14 protein-coding genes are annotated in these 16,256 nt (G+C 72.5%); 9 read left to right on the plus strand and 5 right to left on the minus strand.

Annotated features, from left to right (window positions below; all coding sequences use genetic code 11):
* The 5 genes from trpD to G412_RS0103180 are packed head-to-tail and all read right to left on the minus strand — an operon-like array spanning position 1 to position 5,075.
* Complete coding sequence (gene trpD, locus G412_RS0103160; protein ID WP_106964002.1) at positions 1-1,026, minus strand: anthranilate phosphoribosyltransferase; 1,026 nt, start codon at positions 1,024-1,026, stop codon at positions 1-3.
* Positions 1,023-1,658: an anthranilate synthase component II gene (locus tag G412_RS33030; protein ID WP_051338089.1), complete on the minus strand. Its 636-nt coding sequence runs from the start codon at positions 1,656-1,658 to the stop codon at positions 1,023-1,025. The genes trpD and G412_RS33030 overlap by 4 nt, the downstream gene beginning before the upstream one ends.
* Positions 1,655-3,241 carry an anthranilate synthase component I family protein gene (locus G412_RS33035; protein WP_078606800.1) on the minus strand — a complete coding sequence of 529 codons (1,587 nt, stop codon included), beginning with the start codon at positions 3,239-3,241 and terminating at the stop codon, positions 1,655-1,657. Before G412_RS33035 ends, G412_RS33030 begins: the two co-directional genes overlap by 4 nt.
* Entirely contained in the window at positions 3,160-4,494 is a 1,335-nt protein-coding gene (locus G412_RS33040; protein WP_078606761.1) for an ATP-grasp domain-containing protein, read from the minus strand. The genes G412_RS33035 and G412_RS33040 overlap by 82 nt, the downstream gene beginning before the upstream one ends.
* 11 nt (positions 4,495-4,505) lie before the next feature.
* The gene (locus tag G412_RS0103180) at positions 4,506-5,075 is read right to left on the minus strand and encodes an NADPH-dependent FMN reductase (protein ID WP_028810803.1); all 570 of its coding nucleotides are present in this window, start codon (positions 5,073-5,075) and stop codon (positions 4,506-4,508) included.
* 426 nt (positions 5,076-5,501) lie between these two features.
* On the opposite strand from G412_RS0103180, the gene G412_RS33045 reads away from it, so the two are divergent.
* The 9 genes from G412_RS33045 to G412_RS33070 are packed head-to-tail and all read left to right on the plus strand — an operon-like array spanning position 5,502 to position 16,254.
* The gene (locus tag G412_RS33045) at positions 5,502-6,863 is read left to right on the plus strand and encodes a hypothetical protein (protein WP_051338090.1); all 1,362 of its coding nucleotides are present in this window, start codon (positions 5,502-5,504) and stop codon (positions 6,861-6,863) included.
* The gene (locus tag G412_RS0103190) at positions 6,860-8,119 is read left to right on the plus strand and encodes an ATP-grasp domain-containing protein (RefSeq protein WP_028810804.1); all 1,260 of its coding nucleotides are present in this window, start codon (positions 6,860-6,862) and stop codon (positions 8,117-8,119) included. Before G412_RS33045 ends, G412_RS0103190 begins: the two co-directional genes overlap by 4 nt.
* Positions 8,120-8,129: 10 nt before the next feature.
* Positions 8,130-8,927, plus strand: coding sequence for a tryptophan 2,3-dioxygenase family protein (locus G412_RS33050; RefSeq protein ID WP_244282834.1), 798 nt, complete (start codon positions 8,130-8,132; stop codon positions 8,925-8,927).
* Positions 8,924-10,174 (plus strand): aminotransferase class V-fold PLP-dependent enzyme, encoded by a 1,251-nt coding sequence (locus tag G412_RS33055; RefSeq protein ID WP_244282835.1) that lies wholly within the window; start codon positions 8,924-8,926, stop codon positions 10,172-10,174. Before G412_RS33050 ends, G412_RS33055 begins: the two co-directional genes overlap by 4 nt.
* Positions 10,171-11,469 carry a tryptophan 2,3-dioxygenase gene (locus G412_RS33060; RefSeq protein WP_244282836.1) on the plus strand — a complete coding sequence of 433 codons (1,299 nt, stop codon included), beginning with the start codon at positions 10,171-10,173 and terminating at the stop codon, positions 11,467-11,469. The genes G412_RS33055 and G412_RS33060 overlap by 4 nt, the downstream gene beginning before the upstream one ends.
* Positions 11,466-13,127 carry an FAD-dependent monooxygenase gene (locus G412_RS33065; protein ID WP_051338091.1) on the plus strand — a complete coding sequence of 554 codons (1,662 nt, stop codon included), beginning with the start codon at positions 11,466-11,468 and terminating at the stop codon, positions 13,125-13,127. Before G412_RS33060 ends, G412_RS33065 begins: the two co-directional genes overlap by 4 nt.
* A 30-nt stretch (positions 13,128-13,157) precedes the next feature.
* On the plus strand, positions 13,158-14,105 hold the full coding sequence (gene ilvE / locus G412_RS0103215) for a branched-chain-amino-acid transaminase (protein WP_028810805.1): 948 nt from the start codon (positions 13,158-13,160) through the stop codon (positions 14,103-14,105).
* Position 14,106: 1 nt separating this feature from the next.
* Positions 14,107-14,889 carry a cyclase family protein gene (locus G412_RS0103220; RefSeq protein WP_051338092.1) on the plus strand — a complete coding sequence of 261 codons (783 nt, stop codon included), beginning with the start codon at positions 14,107-14,109 and terminating at the stop codon, positions 14,887-14,889.
* A 33-nt stretch (positions 14,890-14,922) separates the two neighbouring features.
* Positions 14,923-16,254: an MFS transporter gene (locus tag G412_RS33070; RefSeq protein WP_078606762.1), complete on the plus strand. Its 1,332-nt coding sequence runs from the start codon at positions 14,923-14,925 to the stop codon at positions 16,252-16,254.
* The last annotated feature ends 2 nt before the right edge of the window (positions 16,255-16,256 follow it).

Here is a 16,256-nt window from a genome sequence, read left to right on the forward strand (position 1 = left end):
TCATGCGGCGGCCTGTGCGGCGGGCCGGGCGCCCGCCGCCACCCACCTGTCCAGGACAGCGGCCGCGTGGCCGCTGTCGATGGCCTCGGCGGCCCGTGCGATGCCCGCCTGCCAGTCCTCGCACTGCCCGGCCGCGCGCAGTGCGGCGGCCGTGTTGAGCAGCACGATGTCCCGGCGCGGGCCGGGTTCGCCCGCGAGGATCCGGCGTACGGTCTCCGCGTTGGCGGCCGCGTCGCCGCCCCGCAGGTCCGCCAGGGTGGCGCGGGCGAGGCCCAGGTCGGCGGGGTCGAGCCGGTAGGAGGTGGTGCTGCCGTCGGTCAGTTCCACCACGCGCGACGGCGAGCAGGTGCTCAGCTCGTCCAGGCCGTCGTCGGCGCAGAACACCAGGGCGCGTTCGGTGCCGAGCCGGTGCAGGACTTCGGCCATCACTTCGAGCAGGGCCGGGTCGGACACCCCGAGGGTCTGGTAGCGGGCGCCGGCCGGGTTGCACAGCGGCCCGAGCACGTTGAAGACGGTCCGTACGCCCAGTTCCCGGCGGGGCCCGGCCGCGTACCGGAAGGCGGGCTGGAAGACCGGCGCGAACAGGAAGGTGATGCCGACCTCGGCCAGGCAGGCCGCGGCCTCGGCCGGTCCCAGGTCGATGCGTACGCCCAGCGCTTCGAGGACGTCGGCGCTGCCGCAGGTGGAGGAAGCACTGCGGTTGCCGTGTTTCGCGACCGGGACGCCGCAGGCCGCGGCGACGACGGCCGCGGTGGTGGAGATGTTGAACGTGTCGTGGCCGTCGCCGCCGGTGCCGCAGGTGTCCAGGACCCGGCCGTCGCCGGTCAGGCGGGCGCCGAAGGCGCGGGCGGTGGCGACCAGTCCGACGATCTCCTCGATGTCGGCGCGCCGGGCGGACAGCGCCATGGCGAAGCCGGCTATCTGGCCGGGGGTGGCTTGCCCGCCGAGTACGGCGGCCATGGCCCGGCCGGCCTGTTCGCGGGTGAGCCGGCCGCCCTCGGCCAGGGTGCGCAGCGCGGTTTTCACCGGACCCCCTCAAGTGGGTGTGAGTGGAGCTGTTCTACGGACTCGACGAAGTTGACGACGATGCGCATGCCCTGCTCGGTGAGGACGGACTCGGGGTGGAACTGCACCCCGTACGTCGGATGGGTGCGATGGCGCAGACCCATGACCGTGCCGTCCTGGGCCCAGGCGTTGGCGATGAGCTCGTCGGGAAGGGTCGTGCTGTCGACGGCGAGCGAGTGGTAGCGGGTGGCGGTGAACGGGTCGGGCAGGCCGGCGAGGACGCCGGTGCCGTCATGCCGTACACGTTCCGTTTTGCCGTGCACCGGGCCCACCCGCGCCACGTCGGCGCCGAATGCCCCCGCGATGGACTGGTGGCCCAGGCAGACGCCGAGCAGGGGGAGGCGGCCGCTGAGGTCGCGGGCGGCGGCGAGACTGACGCCGGCCCGGGCCGGGGTGCCGGGGCCGGGCGAGATCAGGACGGCGTCGTGGGCGGCGAGTTCACCGGTGGTGACGCTGTCGTTGCGGTGGACGACGGGTTCGGCGCCGGCCTGCGCGAGGTACTGGACCAGGTTGTACGTAAAGGAGTCGTAGTTGTCGACGACGGCGACGCGGACCGGGACACGGGCCTGCCGGCTCGTGCGGAGGTGGCTCATGCGGAGGCCTCCGCCCGTTCCACGGCGGCGAACAGGGCCTGCGCCTTGTTGAGCGTCTCGCGGTACTCGGCGGCCGGGTCGGAGTCGGCGACCACCCCGGCGCCGGCCTGGACCCAGGCCTTCCCGTCGGCGATGACCAGGGTGCGCAGGGCGATCGCCGTGTCCAGGCTGCCGCCGGTGCCGATGAAGCCGAGGGCGCCGCCGTAGACGCCGCGCCGCTCGTCCTCCAGCTCGGCGATGATCTCCATGGCCCGGATCTTGGGGGCGCCGGAGACGGTGCCCGCCGGGAAGGTGGAGCGCAGCGCGTCCAGCGGGGTGCGGCCGTCGGCGAGGTCTCCGCTGACGGTCGAGGACAGGTGCATGACGTGCGAGTAGCGCTCGACCTCCATCAGCTTGTCCACCCGTACGGTGCCGGGCGCGGCGATCCGGCCGATGTCGTTGCGGCCGAGGTCCACGAGCATGACGTGCTCGGCGCGTTCCTTCTCGTCCGCGAGCAGCTCGGCCTCCAGGGCGGCGTCGGTCGCGGCGTCGGTGCCGCGCCAGCGGGTACCGGCGAGCGGGCGGGTCTGCGCCCTGCCGTCCTCGACCTTCACCAGCAGTTCCGGTGAGGCGCCGATGACGTGTCGGCCGCCGCCGACGGCGAGGTGGAACATGTACGGTGACGGGTTGACGGCGCGCAGGTGGCGGTAGACGTCGAGGGGTTCGGCGGCGAGCGGCTTGGTGAACCGCTGGGAGAGCACGACCTGGAAGATGTCGCCGGCCCGGATGTACTCGCGGGCGGTTTCGACCATGTCGAGGAAGCGTTCCTCGCTGGTGTGCGCGCGCCAGGCGGAACGGTCCTGCTGTTCGGCGGTACGGGCGGGGGCGAGCGGTCTCGCCCCGCCGCCGCCCGGACCGTGAGGCTGGTGCGGCTGGTCGGTGAACAGCCGGTCGCGGGTGGCGGCGAGCCGGCCGGCGGCGTCCTCGTACGTCTCGGCGGCGGTGTCGTGGAGTGTGGTGATCAGCAGCCGGCGGGTGGCGTGGTCGAACACGACCAGGTCGTCGGCCTGCAGGAACACCGACTCCGGCATGCCCGGACCGGGTCCGGCGGCAGTGGGGAGGCTCTCGAAGTGGCGGGCGCTCTCGTAACCGAGGTAGCCGACTGCGCCGCCGTGGAAGGGCGGCAGGCCTGGGACGCGCGCGACGTCGCGGTCGGCCAGTGGCCGCAGTGCGACGAGCGGGTCACCGTCGCCGAGCGGGACCGGGCGGGTGTGGTGCGCGATGTACGAGTAGCGGGCGACCGCGACGCTGTTGTCGGTCCCGATGACGCTCTCCAGCAGCAGACCGGGCTCCTCCAGGCCGGGGCCGCACAGCCGGGCGAACGCGGTGACCGGGGAGAGGGTGTCGGCGAGCAGCTCGATGTAGAGCGGAACGTAGGCGTGCGCGGCGGCCAGGACACGTGCAGCTTCGGGTCCGGGAACGACGCCCGCGACGACAGGGGCGGAAAAGGCGACAGGAGAGGTCACGCGCCGGCCTCCGCTCTCGGTAGCGGGTCCACCGCACGGTCCACGACGGCTTCGGCACGGTCGAGGGCCTGCCCGCAGGCGTCCTCGTCCGGTCCGGTGGCGATCAGCGCGGCCAGCCGCGGGATGGCCTGACGGGGCGGCAGCAGCAGCGTGGTGCCGGGCTCGGCGAGGACGGCGGTGTGCGCGATGCCGGGTACGGCCGCGGCGTCGGTGAGGTCGAGCGCGCGGGCGTCGCCGTCGGTGTCGGCGTAGACGAACCGGACTTCGGCGGTGCGGTCGTGGGTCGGGGTGAGGTCGGGAAGGCGGCCGAAGGACAGTTCGGCGGCGGCCCTCACCAGGTCGATGCCGGTGGCGAAGGTGCTGATGAAGGGGATGAGGTCGCCGCCGAGCCGGGCGTTGAGCTCGATGAGGCGCGGGCCGCGTGAGGTGAGGCGGACCTCGGCGTGGGTGACGCCCGTGGTGACGCCGAGCACCTGGTGGGCGCCGGTCACCAGGGCGCGTACCTCGTCCGCCCATGGTTCGTCGTCGTACGAGGCGGTGACGAGGTGGCCGACTTCCTCGAAGTACGGCGTGAAACCGAGCCGCTTGCGGGCGATGTGGACGATGTGGACGCCGCCGTCGTGGACGGCGCTGTCGATGCTGATCTCGGGGCCGTCGAGGTACTCCTCGACGAGGATGCCGTGGCCGGTGGGGAGCGTGGCGAAGGCGGCACCGTCGGCGAGCGCGAAGGCTTCCCGTACCTGACTCTCGTCGTCGGCGCGGGTCACACCGATGCTCCCGGCGAGGGCGCGGGGCTTGAGGACGACGGGATAGCCGAACTCGCCGGCGGCGGCGACGGCTTGGTCCGCGGTGGTGACGAGCCGGTGGCGGACGGCCGGGAGGCCGGCCTCGGCCATCAGCGAGCGGGTGGCGTACTTGTCGCGGCAGTGGCGGGCGGCCTCGGCGGAGAGCTGGGGCAGTCCGAGCTTGGCGGCGGCCTCGGCGGTGGCTTCGACCGCGGTCTCGTCCCAGGTCAGCAGGGCCAGGGGGGCGTTTTCGGGGCCCGCGAGACGGAGTACGGCATCGGCGATCGCGACCGGATCGGACAGGTCGGTGACGACGTACGAGTCGAGGTAGTCGCGCTGCCAGGTCGGCTCGGCGGAAAGCACCGCGCAGAGCGTGTAGTGCGCGTGCAGGGACTGGAAGGAGTACTCGCGGTACGGGCGGCCGCCGCTGCCGACGACGACCAGGCGCTCGGCGGAGACACCGGCGGAAACAGGCGCGGACTGCGGGGACGGTGACGGCGGGGACGGTGACGACAGAGACGGTGACGGCAGGGACGGTGCGGTCATGGCTGCTCCTCTCAGGCCTGGGCCGGGGCGGCGTCGGTGTCGGCGAGCAGCTTGGCCAGCTCGTCGAGTACGCCGGTCAGTTCGCCGGCGAGACCGGCCGGGGCCCGGAACCCGTCGGGGCCGGTCAGGTCCGCGATGCCGGGGACGGAGATGCTGCGCTCGGTGGGGCGGAAGCCGATGCGGGCGAGGATCGGCCGGAGTGCCTCGACGGCGGGTGCGCCGCCGGAGGGGCCGGCGGTGTAGCTGAGGAGGGCGACCGGCTTGCCCTGCCACTCGTGGTGGAGGAAGTCGACGGCGTTCTTCAGCGGTGCGGTGAAGGTGCCGTTGTACATCGGCATCACGAAGACGTAGGCGTCGCCGCGGGAGACCGTGGCGCTCCAGTCCTTGGTGTGCTGGTGGACGTACGCGGCTTCGGAGGGGTGCTCGGGCTCGTCGAGGAAGGGCAGGCCGATCTCGGCGAGGTCGAGGGTCTCGATGTCGAAACCGCCGTGGCGGCGGGCTTCTTCGATGGCCCAGGCGGCGACGGAGGGGCCGACGCGGCCGGGGCGGGTGCTGGCGATGACGAACTGCAGGCGGGGCATGGGCTGTTCTCCCTTGTGGACGGTCCGGTGTCACCGCGGATCGTCCGGAGGGGCGCGGGGCCCCTGCAGTGAGCAGTAGGTAAGCAGCAGGCCGGGCGGTGCGCAACCGGCGCGACCCGCCACCCTCGCGGTACGCCCCTTTCTGCCCCGTTCTGTCCGCCGGGACCTCCCTGGCGTATTCACGACAGCCGTAAACGCGCGGCCCGGCAGGCGGCGCCGGCGGCCGCGCCCGGTGCCACAGTGAAATCACGTCACCGCGGATCGCCCCAACGCTCGCATCCATTTCGCGTTCTTCACGTTCACGCGATTCCCCATTGCCCCGTTTTCCCGTCCACCCGGTATTTCCGGTGCCGCCGCCGCATTCGGCGGCTTCCCCTTCGCGCCGCGATCCGGCATGCCCTGATCCGGCAGAAATGGAGACCGCCCATGGAGAATTCAGCCACCGTCCGCTACCTCTCTGAATCAGCGGACCCGGACAGCGGACTGCGCACCCTCACCGCGCAGACCACCGTCCCCGCCGAATACGACAAGGCGTACGGGCACGTGCTGCTGCCCCGCCCGATCTTCGTCTCCGAGCGTGAGATCCGCGCCTTCGCCGACGACCTCGCCGCCGTCTTCCGGACCCTCGTCTCGCTGCCGCGCCGCTGCTTCGACGGCGACCTGGCGCGCTACGGCGCGGCCATCGGACTGCCGCCGGAGCTGATCGAGGTGATGAGCGAGGGCGCGACCGGCGACCCCCTGCTGTACGCCCGCGCCGACGCCTTCCACGACGGCACCGGCTTCCGGCTGCTGGAGCTGAACGTCGGCAGCGAGCTCGGCGGCGTCGACAGCGCCCAGCTCAACCGCGCCTTCCTGGACGTGCCCGCCTTCCGCTCCTTCGCCGAGGCCAACGCCCTGGGGCACACCGACACCATGGACCACCTGGTGGCCGAGCTGCGCGCGGCGGCCGCGGGCGTGGGCGCCGACCCGGTGAGCCCGGTGGTGGCGCTCATCGAGGGGCCGGGCGCGCTCGGCGACCACGACAGCGTGTTCCTCTCCATCCAGGAGGACATGAGCCGGCACGGCATCGAGCTGCTGCTCGGCGAGATCCAGGAGCTGACCGAGGGCGCGGACGGCAAGCTCGTCCTGCGCGGCCGCCCCGTCGATGTCGTCCTGCGCTACTTCGCCGCCGGTCAGATCGCCGGCGACCCGGTCGCCCGCGCCGCCCTGACGCGGGTCAACCGCGCCCACGCGGCCCGCCGCAGCGCCCTGTTCACCCCGCTCGAAGGAGCCCTGTTCACCAGCAAGGCCGCGCTCGGCCTGCTGCACCTGCCGGCCGTCCGCGCCGCACTGAGCGAGAGCGAGCGGGAGCTGGTCGACCGGGTGCTGCCGCGCACCTGGGTGCTCGGCACCGAGGGCTCCGAGGAGGCCCTCGCCCACGCCCGTACGCACCGCGCTGCGCTCGTCCTCAAGCCCGGCATCGGCTACAGCGCCGACGGCGTCGTCATCGGCCGCGATGTCACCGACGCCGAGTGGGAGGCGGCCCTGGAGGCGACCGCCGTACGGGACTACGTGGCGCAGGAGCTGGTCGTACCGGCCCTGGAGCCGGTCGTCGACCCGGAGACCGGGCGCACCGGGGAATGGGTCGCGAACTGGGGGATTTTCGTCACCCCCCGGGGATTTGGTGGCGCGTTCTGCCGCGCCCTGCAGCCAAAGGACGGCTCCGTCATCACGTACGCGAATCCCGGAACCCGCGGCACCTGCGTATTCACCTGCCCGGAAGTCGAATTCGAGGAGTCCCGGATATGACCGACCGTCCACACATTGTCGTGATCAACCGCTGGCGCGAGCGATACGCGGAATTCACCAGCTATATCGACCACGCCGAGAACCGGGTCAGTTATGTGACCACCGAGGTCGGGACCGGTTCCGTACCGGTCGAGGCCCACGAGGTCGTGCTGGTTCCCGCGACCGACGACCTGGAGCGGGTCCGCGCCGAAGTCCGCGCGCTCGCCGCCCGCTACGGCCCGCCCGCCGCGATCGTCGCCCTCAAGGAGGACGACCTGCTGGTCGGCGCGGCACTCCGCGAGGAGTGGGACGTTCCGGGCCCCCGTCAGCCGTCGCAGATCGTCTTCCGCGACAAGTACGTGATGTGCCGGGCCGTCGCGGACGCCGGCCTGGACGTGCCGGCGTTCGCCGCCGCCACCGACACCGCCGCGGTCCTCGCCTTCGGCGCGGCCGCCGGCTGGCCGGTCATCGTCAAGCCGCGCACGGGCAGTTCCAGCGCCGGCGTGGTCCGGGTGGACGGCCCCGAGCAGGTCGCCGGCCTGGACCTGGACAGCGAACCGATGCTGGTGCAGGCCTTCGTGGACGCCCCGATCTCCCATGTGGACGGCGTCTTCGACGGGGAGCGGCTGCTGGCCTGGCGGGCCTCCCGCTACCTCAACACCTGCCTGGGCTTCCGCGGCGGCACCTTCCTCGGCTCCGTCGAGATCGACGACCCGGAGGTCAACGCGGCCATCGACCGGGCCGCCACCGCCTACCTCGGCGCACTCTCCCCGGACCGCGCCACCGTCTTCCACCTCGAACTGTTCATCGACCGGGGCCCGGACGGGCGCACCGTATGCCGCTTCCTGGAGTGCGGCGCCCGCGTCGGCGGCGCCGAGATCCCCTTCCTCTGGCGCGAGGTGCACGGCTACGACCTGATGCACGCCGCCTGGCAGCTCCAGCTCGACCGCCCGCTGCCGCCGGTGCCGCGGGCAGCCGCCGCGCCGTACGCCGCCGACGAGGTGGCCGGCTGGATGCTCGTGCCCGCCCCGGCCGAACGGCCGTGCCGGATCACCGAGTCGACCTCCATGACCGGCCGCGCCCGGGGCCCGTACGCCGAGGTCGTCCTGCATCCGGGCGAGGTACTGCCCGACGCGGACGCCTACTACGAGCACGTCGGCGGCCGCTTCCGGTTCCGGGCTGCCGACGGAGCGGCCGCCGAGGCCGCCATCACCGCCACCGCCACGGACTTCCGGGTACGCGCCGAGCCGCTCGCGCTGTCCACGACGAACGCCTGACAGGAGCATCGTGTCCAAGGACTACTCGGTTCCCGTACTCGCCGGAGAAGGGGACAACGACTACACGCGCTACATGCGCACCGACACTCTGCTGTCGCTTCAGCGCCGCCCGGAGGACATGATCCACCGGGACGAGATGCTCTTCCAGGTCGTCCACCAGTCGACCGAGCTGTGGCTCAAGCTCGCCTGTTACGAGGTCGCGGAGGCGGGCCGGCAGATCGACGCGGGGCAGCTTGACACCGCGGCCCGGCTGCTCGGCCGCGCCTCACTCGGCGTACGCATGACCGCCGACCAGCTCGAGATGATGCGGCACCTCGCGCCCTCGGACTTCCAGATCATCCGCACCGTCCTCGGCCACGGCTCGGGCTTCGAGTCTCCGGGCTGGAAGACGGCCCGGCTGGTCAGCCAGGACCTGGAGAAGTCCTTCCACCGGCTGATCGAGGCTCGCGGCACCGACCTCGTGGAGGTCTACACCAACGGCCACGACACCGCGGAGTACCGGCTGGCCGAGGCGATGATCGACTGGGACGAGCGGATCTCGCTGTGGCGCGCCCAGCACTACAAGATGGCCACGCGGGTCATCGGCCACTCCGTGGTCGGCACCAAGGGCGCGCCGGTCGACTTCCTGGCCAAGCTGATCAGCCACAAGTTCTTCCCGCGACTGTGGGAACTGCGGACCGAGCTGACCCTGACCGGCCCCATGGGTGACGCCGAACCGGCTCCCGAATACGCCGAAGAGGTCGCGCCGCCGGTCTGTCCGGTGACCGGAGGCGGGGGCGTGCCGCCCGCCGCAGCGAGTACGGCATGAGCCGCGCCGGCGCGGCCACCGCGCCCTCCCCGGCCCCCAAGGCCCCCATGGCCCCCGCCGTCGCACCCGTCACGGCCGCCGCCTTCCGCCGCGGTTTCCCGATGCTGGAGCGCACGGTCCACCTGGCGAGCTGCAGTCTCGGTGCCCGGTCCGACGCCGTCGACGAGGCGCTGGAGCGGATGCAGGAGGCGGTCGCGGCCCACGGCGCCCCCTGGGCCCGGTTCGAGGAGGAGATCGAGGAGGCCCGGCAGCGCTTCGCGGCCCTGATCGGCGCGGGCCCGGACCAGATCGCGATCCTGCCCAACGCCTCCATCGGCGCCTACCAAGTGGTCTCCACGCTCTCCCTGGAGACCCGCGTCGACATCGTCACCACCGTCGAGGAGTTCCCGTCCGTCGCGCACGTCTGGCTCGCCCAGCAGCCGCGCGGCGCCCGGGTGATCTTCACCGGCGACCAGGGAACCGGCCGCATCCGGCCCGCCGACTACCTGGCGGCCGTGGGCGACGGCACCGCGCTGGTGTCGGTCCCCATGTCCACCTACCAGTTCGCCGAGCGGCCGGCGGTCGCGGAGATCGTCGAAGCCGGCCGGGCCGCCGGGGCGCTGACCTTCGTCGACGCCTACCAGGCCGTCGGCGTGATGCCGGTGGACGTCGCCGACATCGGCTGCGACTACCTCGTCGCGGGGACGATGAAGTACCTCGCCGGACTCCCCGGCCTGGCCTTCCTCTACGCCCGCTCCGGCCTGACGGGAGATCAGGACCCGCAGCTCACCGGCTGGTTCGGGCGGGGGGAGCCGATGGCGTTCAACCCGCTGCGGCTCGACTTCCCGGCCATCGCCCGGCGCTTCGAGACCGGTACCCCCGCGGTGTCCGCCGTGTACGCCGCCAACGCCGCGCTGGAGCTGTTCCGGGGCGTCGACCTGGCCGACGTACGGCGCCACATCTCCGCGCTGACCGACCGCACCGCGCGCACCCTCGTCGCCCAGGGCGAACGGGTCCGCAAGGCCGAGACGCCGGAACTGCAGGGCGCCCACCTCGGCCTGTACGACGCCGACCCGCGCGCCCTCGCCGGCTGGCTGGCCGGCCAGGGCATCGCCGTAAGCCCGCGCGGGCCCGTCGTACGCCTGTCCTTCCACTACTACAACTCCACGGACGACGTGGAGGCCCTCTGCCAGGCCATGCGCGAGTTCCGCGCACTGACCGGCCCCGCCCTTTCCGTCCCACTCCCGAAGGTGAGACCCGCAGCGTGAAAGAGCTGACCGACTGGCTGGCCGATCCCGTACCCAGCCGGTTTCCGTACCCCGCGGTGACCCACGAGTTCCACCGCGTCGGTAAGCACTTCGTCTGTGACGAGATCCTGAAGTCCCTCGCCCTGGCCAGGGAGCGGCTCCCCCCGCTGGCGCCCACACCCGCCGACGCGGCCCACCGGCTGCTGCTCGACCGGTTCCTGGACACCGCGCTCGACAAGTGGGACGGCCGGTACGACTACCCCACGTACACCTCACTCAGCGTGCTCGGCCTGCCGACCGCCGACGACGGGCCGGGCGCCGTCCCGGCCGCCCGTGTCACCCGTGACCGGCTGACCGTCCAGCTCCTCGCCGACCTGCTGCGGTTCGAGCTGGCCGCCGCCGAGGGGCGCACCGCGTGGCTCCCGGAGATGCGGCCCGACGCCCGGATGGTGGAGAAGCGCTGCCGGCTCGCCGTCCGGGTGGCCAAGCCCGCACTGGCCAGGCTCGGGTACGGCGAGCGGCTCACCGCCGCCGACCCGGCCGGCCAGGCCGCCCAGTTGTGGGAGCTCGTCGACGGCGAACTGCTGGACCCGCACGAGCGCCAGGTGCTGAAGCTCAGCATGCTGCCGGTCTACATATCGCACGACGAGCACATGTTCATCCGGGTGCTCCAGACCTTCGAGACCACCTTCGCGCTGCTGGCCCTGAGCATCCGTACGGCCATCGGGGACCTGGACGGCGCCCGGACCGGGGACGCGACCGGGCACCTCGCGGTCGCCGAGACCGTTCTCGCCGAGTCGGCCCCGCTGTTCTCGCTGCTGGCCACCATGCAGGTCGAATCCTTCCGCGTCTTCCGCGAGTTCACCGACGGCGCGAGCGCCATCCAGTCCCGCAACTACAAACTGGTCGAGTCCCTGTGCCGGGTCCCCGACCAGGACCGGCTGGACTCCCCCGCCTACCGCTCCACCCCCGAGGTACGCGGGCGGATCCTGGCGGGCCAGCCCACCCTCGACGAAGCCTGCGGCGCCGCCCTCACCGACATCCGCTTCAGCGCCGCCGACCGCGACCTGCTGACCGCCTCGATGCTCGGGTTCGCCGGCGCCCTGCGCCGCTGGCGCCAGACGCACTACCGGATCGCCGTCCGGATGCTCGGCACCCGCTCGGGCACCGGCGCGACCGAAGGCACCCCGTATCTCAGCTCGGTACGGAAGATCCCGGTCTTCCGCAGCGTCACCGAAACGCCCGACGCCGACGCCCCTGGCACCGACGCCCCCACCGCCGCCGCACCCCGTACAGAGAGCGAAGAGGCAGCATGAACAGCGACCTGATCCCCGTAGGCATCGTCGGTGCCGGGCCCGTCGGTATGGCCCTGGCCGCCCGCCTGGCCTCCTTCGGCATCCCGAGCGTCCTCTTCGAGCGCGACCCCGAGCTGCGCAAGCAGGGCTCCAAGGCGTGCCTCATCCAGGGCGACGTGCTGGAGGTACTCGACAAGTTCGGCTGCGCCGAGACCATCGGCGCCGAGGGCGTCACCTGGACCACGGCCCGTACCTATGTGCGCGGCAAGGAGATCCGCGCCGCCGAGTACACCCGCCGGATCGGCTACGGCCCGTTCGTGAACATCTCCCAGTTCCGCATCGAGCAACTGCTGCTGGAGAAGGTCGAGGCCGACCCGCTCACCGAGGTCCGCTGGGCCCACGAGATCACCGGCGTCGAGCAGGACGGCGACACCGTCACCGTCGTCGCCGACACTCCGGACGGCCCGCGCGACTACCGCTGCCAGTACGTCGTCGCCTGCGACGGCGTCCGCAGCCCGATGCGCAAGCTCACCGGCGTCGAGTGGACCGGCTACAGCCACCAGGACCGCTTCCTGATCACCGACCTGAAGGTGAAACTGCCGCTCGCCAAGGAGCGCCACTTCCACTACGACCCGCCCTTCAATCCGGGCCGTCAGCTCGTCATGCACCCGCAGCCGAACGACATCTGGCGCATCGACTGGCAGCTCGCCCCCGAGACCGACATCGAGGCCGAGCGCGCGGACGGCCGCTTCGACCGGCGGGTGCGCGCCGTCATCGGAGACGTCGACTACGAGATCGACTGGCTGTCCACCTACCGCTTCCACCAGCGCGTGGTCGAGAAGTTCCGCATCGGCCGGATCTTCTTCGCCGGCGACTCCGCCCACTCCCTGCCGCCGTACGGCTCACGGGGCATGAACAGCGGTATTCAGGACGCCGACAACCTGGCCTGGAAGCTGGCCCTGGTCATGCAGGACAAAGCCGGGGACGCGCTCCTCGACACCTACCACGACGAGCGCTACGCGGCCGCCAGGGAGAACCTCGCCGTCACCGAGGCCACCATCAAGTTCATGGTGCCGCCGAATCTGGCGCGCCGGCTCGCGCGCAAGGCGCTGCTGTTCCTCTCCCAGCCCTTCCAGGGCGCCCGCGACAAGGTCAACAGCGGCAGGATGGCCGAGCCCCACACCTACGTCGACTCCCCCGTCGTGGAGTCCGCCGGCCGCCACCCGCTGATGGGAGCCTTCGCCCCCGACGCGCGGATCGACGCCCCCGGCGCCGGCCGCGTCCGCGAGCTGTACGGCGCCGGCTTCACCGGCCTGTACTTCGCCCCGGACCGGGACGCCGCGCGCGCCTTCGCCGAGCGGGCGCTCGCCGACACCCGCGGCCTGACCGCGAACCTGATCGTGGTCCTGCGCGAGGGCGAACTCGCCGTACCGGCCGCCGGCTCCGCGGCGGACATGCCCGAGGGCGTCACCGTGCTGCGCGACCGCGACAGCGTGCTGCGCGGGGCGTACCGGGCCGACGAGGGCACCTGCCTGATCGTCCGCCCCGACGGCCACCTCGGCGCACTGGCCGACGCCGGCCGGCCCGAGACCTTCGGCGCCGCCCTCGCCCGCTGCGCCGTGGCCGCCGCTCCCGCTGCCGCCCCGGCCGCCGCGCCGCGCGTCCCCGCCACCGTCTGACCGCCCCTCACCCTCGCGCAGGAGCATGAAGTGACCACACCCGAACTGCCCACCCACGCCTGGCTCAACGGCACCGTCGTCGACTGGGACCAGTGCACCGTCCACGCCCGCTCCCAGGGAGCCTTCTGGGGCGCCAACGTCTTCGAGGGGCTGCGCGCCTACCGCCGCCCCGACGGCGAGGGCCTCGCGGTCTTCCGGATCGACGAGCACCTGGCCCGGCTGCGCCGCTCGATGAAGAGCCTGCGCATGGAGATCGCCTTCTCCGACGAGGAGCTGAAGCAGGGCGTGCTCGACGTCCTGGAGGCCAACCGCTTCGAGGAGGACGCACACATCTGCGTCGTCTCGTACTTCAACATGGGCCCGAACGCGGACCCGCTCAGCCACACCGACGACGCCGGCGTCCACATCACCACCACCCGCGCCCCGCGCGGCCGTGGCTTCGAGAGCGGCCTGTCCGCCACCGTCTCCTCCTGGCGCCGCATCAGCGACGACTCCATGCCGCCGCGCATCAAGGCGGGCGCCAACTACCACAACAGCCGCCTCGCCCACCACGAGGCGATCCGCAACGGCTACGACACCACCCTCCTGCTCAACCAGCGCGGCAGCGTCTCGGAGGCCCCAGGTTCCTGCGTGGCGATGCTGCACGACGGCAAGCTCATCACCCCGCCCGGCACCAGCGGCGTACTGGAAGGCATCACCGTCGCCACCATCGGCGAGCTCGCCCGGCGGGAACTCGGCATCCCCATGGAGCGCCGTGAGATCGACCGCACCGAGCTCTACACCGCCGACGAGATCTTCGTCGCCGGCACCCTCGCCGAGATCGCCCCCGTCACCAGCCTCGACCGCATACCGGTCGGCGACGGGAGCCCGGGCGTGACGGTCCGCAAGCTCCAGGAGCTGTACGACTCGGTCGTCCGGGGACAGCACCCCGACTACCGGCACTGGTCCACCATCGCCCGCACGACCGGGGAGAAGTGACATGCCCGCCTCCGTGGACACCCAGACCCTCGCCCCCCTGCTGACCGGCCTGCTCGACGGCTCGGTGGAAGTGGTCGACCTCACCTCGCCGCTCTCCGAGGAGACCCCGCTCATCCAGCTCCCGCCGGAGCGCGGCCAGCCCTGGGCCTTCGAGCGCGAGGTCATCTCCCACTACGACGAGGCCGGCCCCACCGTCTACTGGAACAACATCCGCCTCTCCGAGCACACCGGCACCCATTTCGACGCCCCCATCCACTGGCTCACCGGCAAGGACCTCGACGACGTCTCCCAGGTCCCCCCGCAGCGCCTGGTCGGCCCGGCCTCCGTACTGGACTTTTCCGCCGAGGCCGCCGCCGACCCCGACTTCCTCCTGGAGCGCCACCACGTCGAGGCATGGCAGGAGCGGTACGGCCCGCTCGCCCCCGGCGGCTGGCTGCTCTACCGCACCGGCTGGGAGTCCCGGCAGGGCTCCCAGGAGGCCTTCCTCAACGACCGGCACACGCCCGGCATCTCGCCCTCCTGCGCCCAGTGGCTGGCCGAGGAGACCGGGATCATCGGCATCGGCGTGGAGACCGTCGGTACGGACGCGGGCCAGGCGGGCGAGTTCGGGGACCAGCCGTACCCCTGCCACTGGTACTTCCACGGCGCCGGCAAGTACGGGGTCACCCAGCTCCGCAACCTGCACCGGCTCCCCCCGCAGGGCGCCGTGCTGATCGCCGCGCCGCTGCCCATCGTCGGCGGTTCCGGCAGCCCGGCCCGGGTGCTCGCGCTCGTATCCCGCTGATCCCGCTGATCTCACCGGAAGGTACGTACCCGCATGCCCCAGACGTCCGGCGACCTGCCCGCTCTGCGCCGCAGGTCGGTCAACCGCATCCTGGTCCTGCACGGCCTGTCGTCGTTCTGCTACGGCATGGTCTTCCCGTTCATCGGCATCCACCTGGCCGCCCAGCCCGGCATCGGCACCACCGGCGTCGCCGTCTACTACGGCGTCTCCGGCATCGCCAACCTCGCCGTCTCGCTGCTGCTCGCCTCGGCCGCCGTACGGATTCCGCGACACGCCCTCGGCATCACCGGCCTGCTCCTGTGGCTCGGCTGCTTCCTCCTGCTGACCCGCGGCGACACGCTCGTCGCCGCGGGCGCCGCGGCCGTCCTCGGCGGTGCCGGGCAGGGCTGCTTCATGGCCGCCATCATCCCGATCGTCAACTCCCTGGTGCCGCCCGGGGAACGGCGCCAGGTCTTCGCCCGCCGCTACCAGATCCTCAACGCCACGCTGGCCGCCGGGTCCCTGGTGGCCGGGCTCTTCCTCACCGTCTTCTCCCGCGAGGCCATCACCTGGCTGCTGATCGCCAACGCGGTCGGCTACCTCCCGGTGGCCTTCGCCCTGGGACTGGCCCGCCGGGTCCCGGAGGTGACCGAGGCCCCCGAAAACGCCGAGAGCGCAGAGAGCGCCGAAAGCGTACAGAGCGCCGAGGACGGCAAGGCCGGCGACACCGAGGTCCCGGCGGCCCCCGCCGCCCCCGCGCTCGGCACCGCCCTGCTCGTCCGGGCCGCCCTCGGCGCCGCGCTCTTCCAGTTCGGCGCCTACCTCATCGGCTACAGCCAGTTCGAGGCCACCGCGCCGCTGGTCGCCGACCAGCTCATGGACACCGGCATCGGCTGGATCTCCGTGATGCTCACCCTCAACGTCGTGGTCATCGTGGGCTGCCAGCGCCCGATCACCAAGCTGCTGGAGAAGCGCCCCGAGGAGCACGGACTGCGCATCGCCGTCGCCCTGTGGGCCACCGGCCTCGTCCTGGCCGGTGTCACCGCCTTCGGCGCCGGCCCGCTCCAGCTCGCCGGACTGCTGCTGTACGCCGTCTTCTTCGCCCTGGGCGAGTGCGCGTACTCCTGTTCCTTCCACCCCTGGCTGATCTCCAAGGTGCCCGACGGCGAGCTCACTCGCGCCAGCGCCCTGTGCAACTCGATGATGGGTGTCGGCATGCTCTTCGGCCCCTCGATCGGCATCGCCCTGATCACCACGGACCACGCGGCCTGGGTCTGGCTGCCCCTCGCCGCGCTCTGCGGCCTCGTCGCCCTCACCACCCTGCGCCGCGGGACCCGCGGCACCACCTCCGCCCCCACCGACCCGGATCTCGTACCCGCCGGCTGACC

Source organism: Streptomyces flavidovirens DSM 40150 (genome assembly GCF_000429085.1).
Classification (GTDB): domain Bacteria; phylum Actinomycetota; class Actinomycetes; order Streptomycetales; family Streptomycetaceae; genus Streptomyces; species Streptomyces flavidovirens.

What these genes read in the sequence shown, in the direction of transcription:
- G412_RS0103190 (WP_028810804.1), top strand. Translation starts at nt 6,860, where the DNA reads ATGACCGACCGTCCACACATTGTCGTGATCAACCGCTGGCGCGAGCGA.
- G412_RS0103220 (WP_051338092.1), top strand. Translation starts at nt 14,107, where the DNA reads ATGCCCGCCTCCGTGGACACCCAGACCCTCGCCCCCCTGCTGACCGGC.
- G412_RS33030 (WP_051338089.1), bottom strand. Translation starts at nt 1,658, where the DNA reads ATGAGCCACCTCCGCACGAGCCGGCAGGCCCGTGTCCCGGTCCGCGTC.
- G412_RS0103180 (WP_028810803.1), bottom strand. Translation starts at nt 5,075, where the DNA reads ATGCCCCGCCTGCAGTTCGTCATCGCCAGCACCCGCCCCGGCCGCGTC.
- G412_RS33065 (WP_051338091.1), top strand. Translation starts at nt 11,466, where the DNA reads ATGAACAGCGACCTGATCCCCGTAGGCATCGTCGGTGCCGGGCCCGTC.
- G412_RS33055 (WP_244282835.1), top strand. Translation starts at nt 8,924, where the DNA reads ATGAGCCGCGCCGGCGCGGCCACCGCGCCCTCCCCGGCCCCCAAGGCC.
- G412_RS33040 (WP_078606761.1), bottom strand. Translation starts at nt 4,494, where the DNA reads ATGACCGCACCGTCCCTGCCGTCACCGTCTCTGTCGTCACCGTCCCCG.
- G412_RS33045 (WP_051338090.1), top strand. Translation starts at nt 5,502, where the DNA reads ATGGAGAATTCAGCCACCGTCCGCTACCTCTCTGAATCAGCGGACCCG.
- G412_RS33070 (WP_078606762.1), top strand. Translation starts at nt 14,923, where the DNA reads ATGCCCCAGACGTCCGGCGACCTGCCCGCTCTGCGCCGCAGGTCGGTC.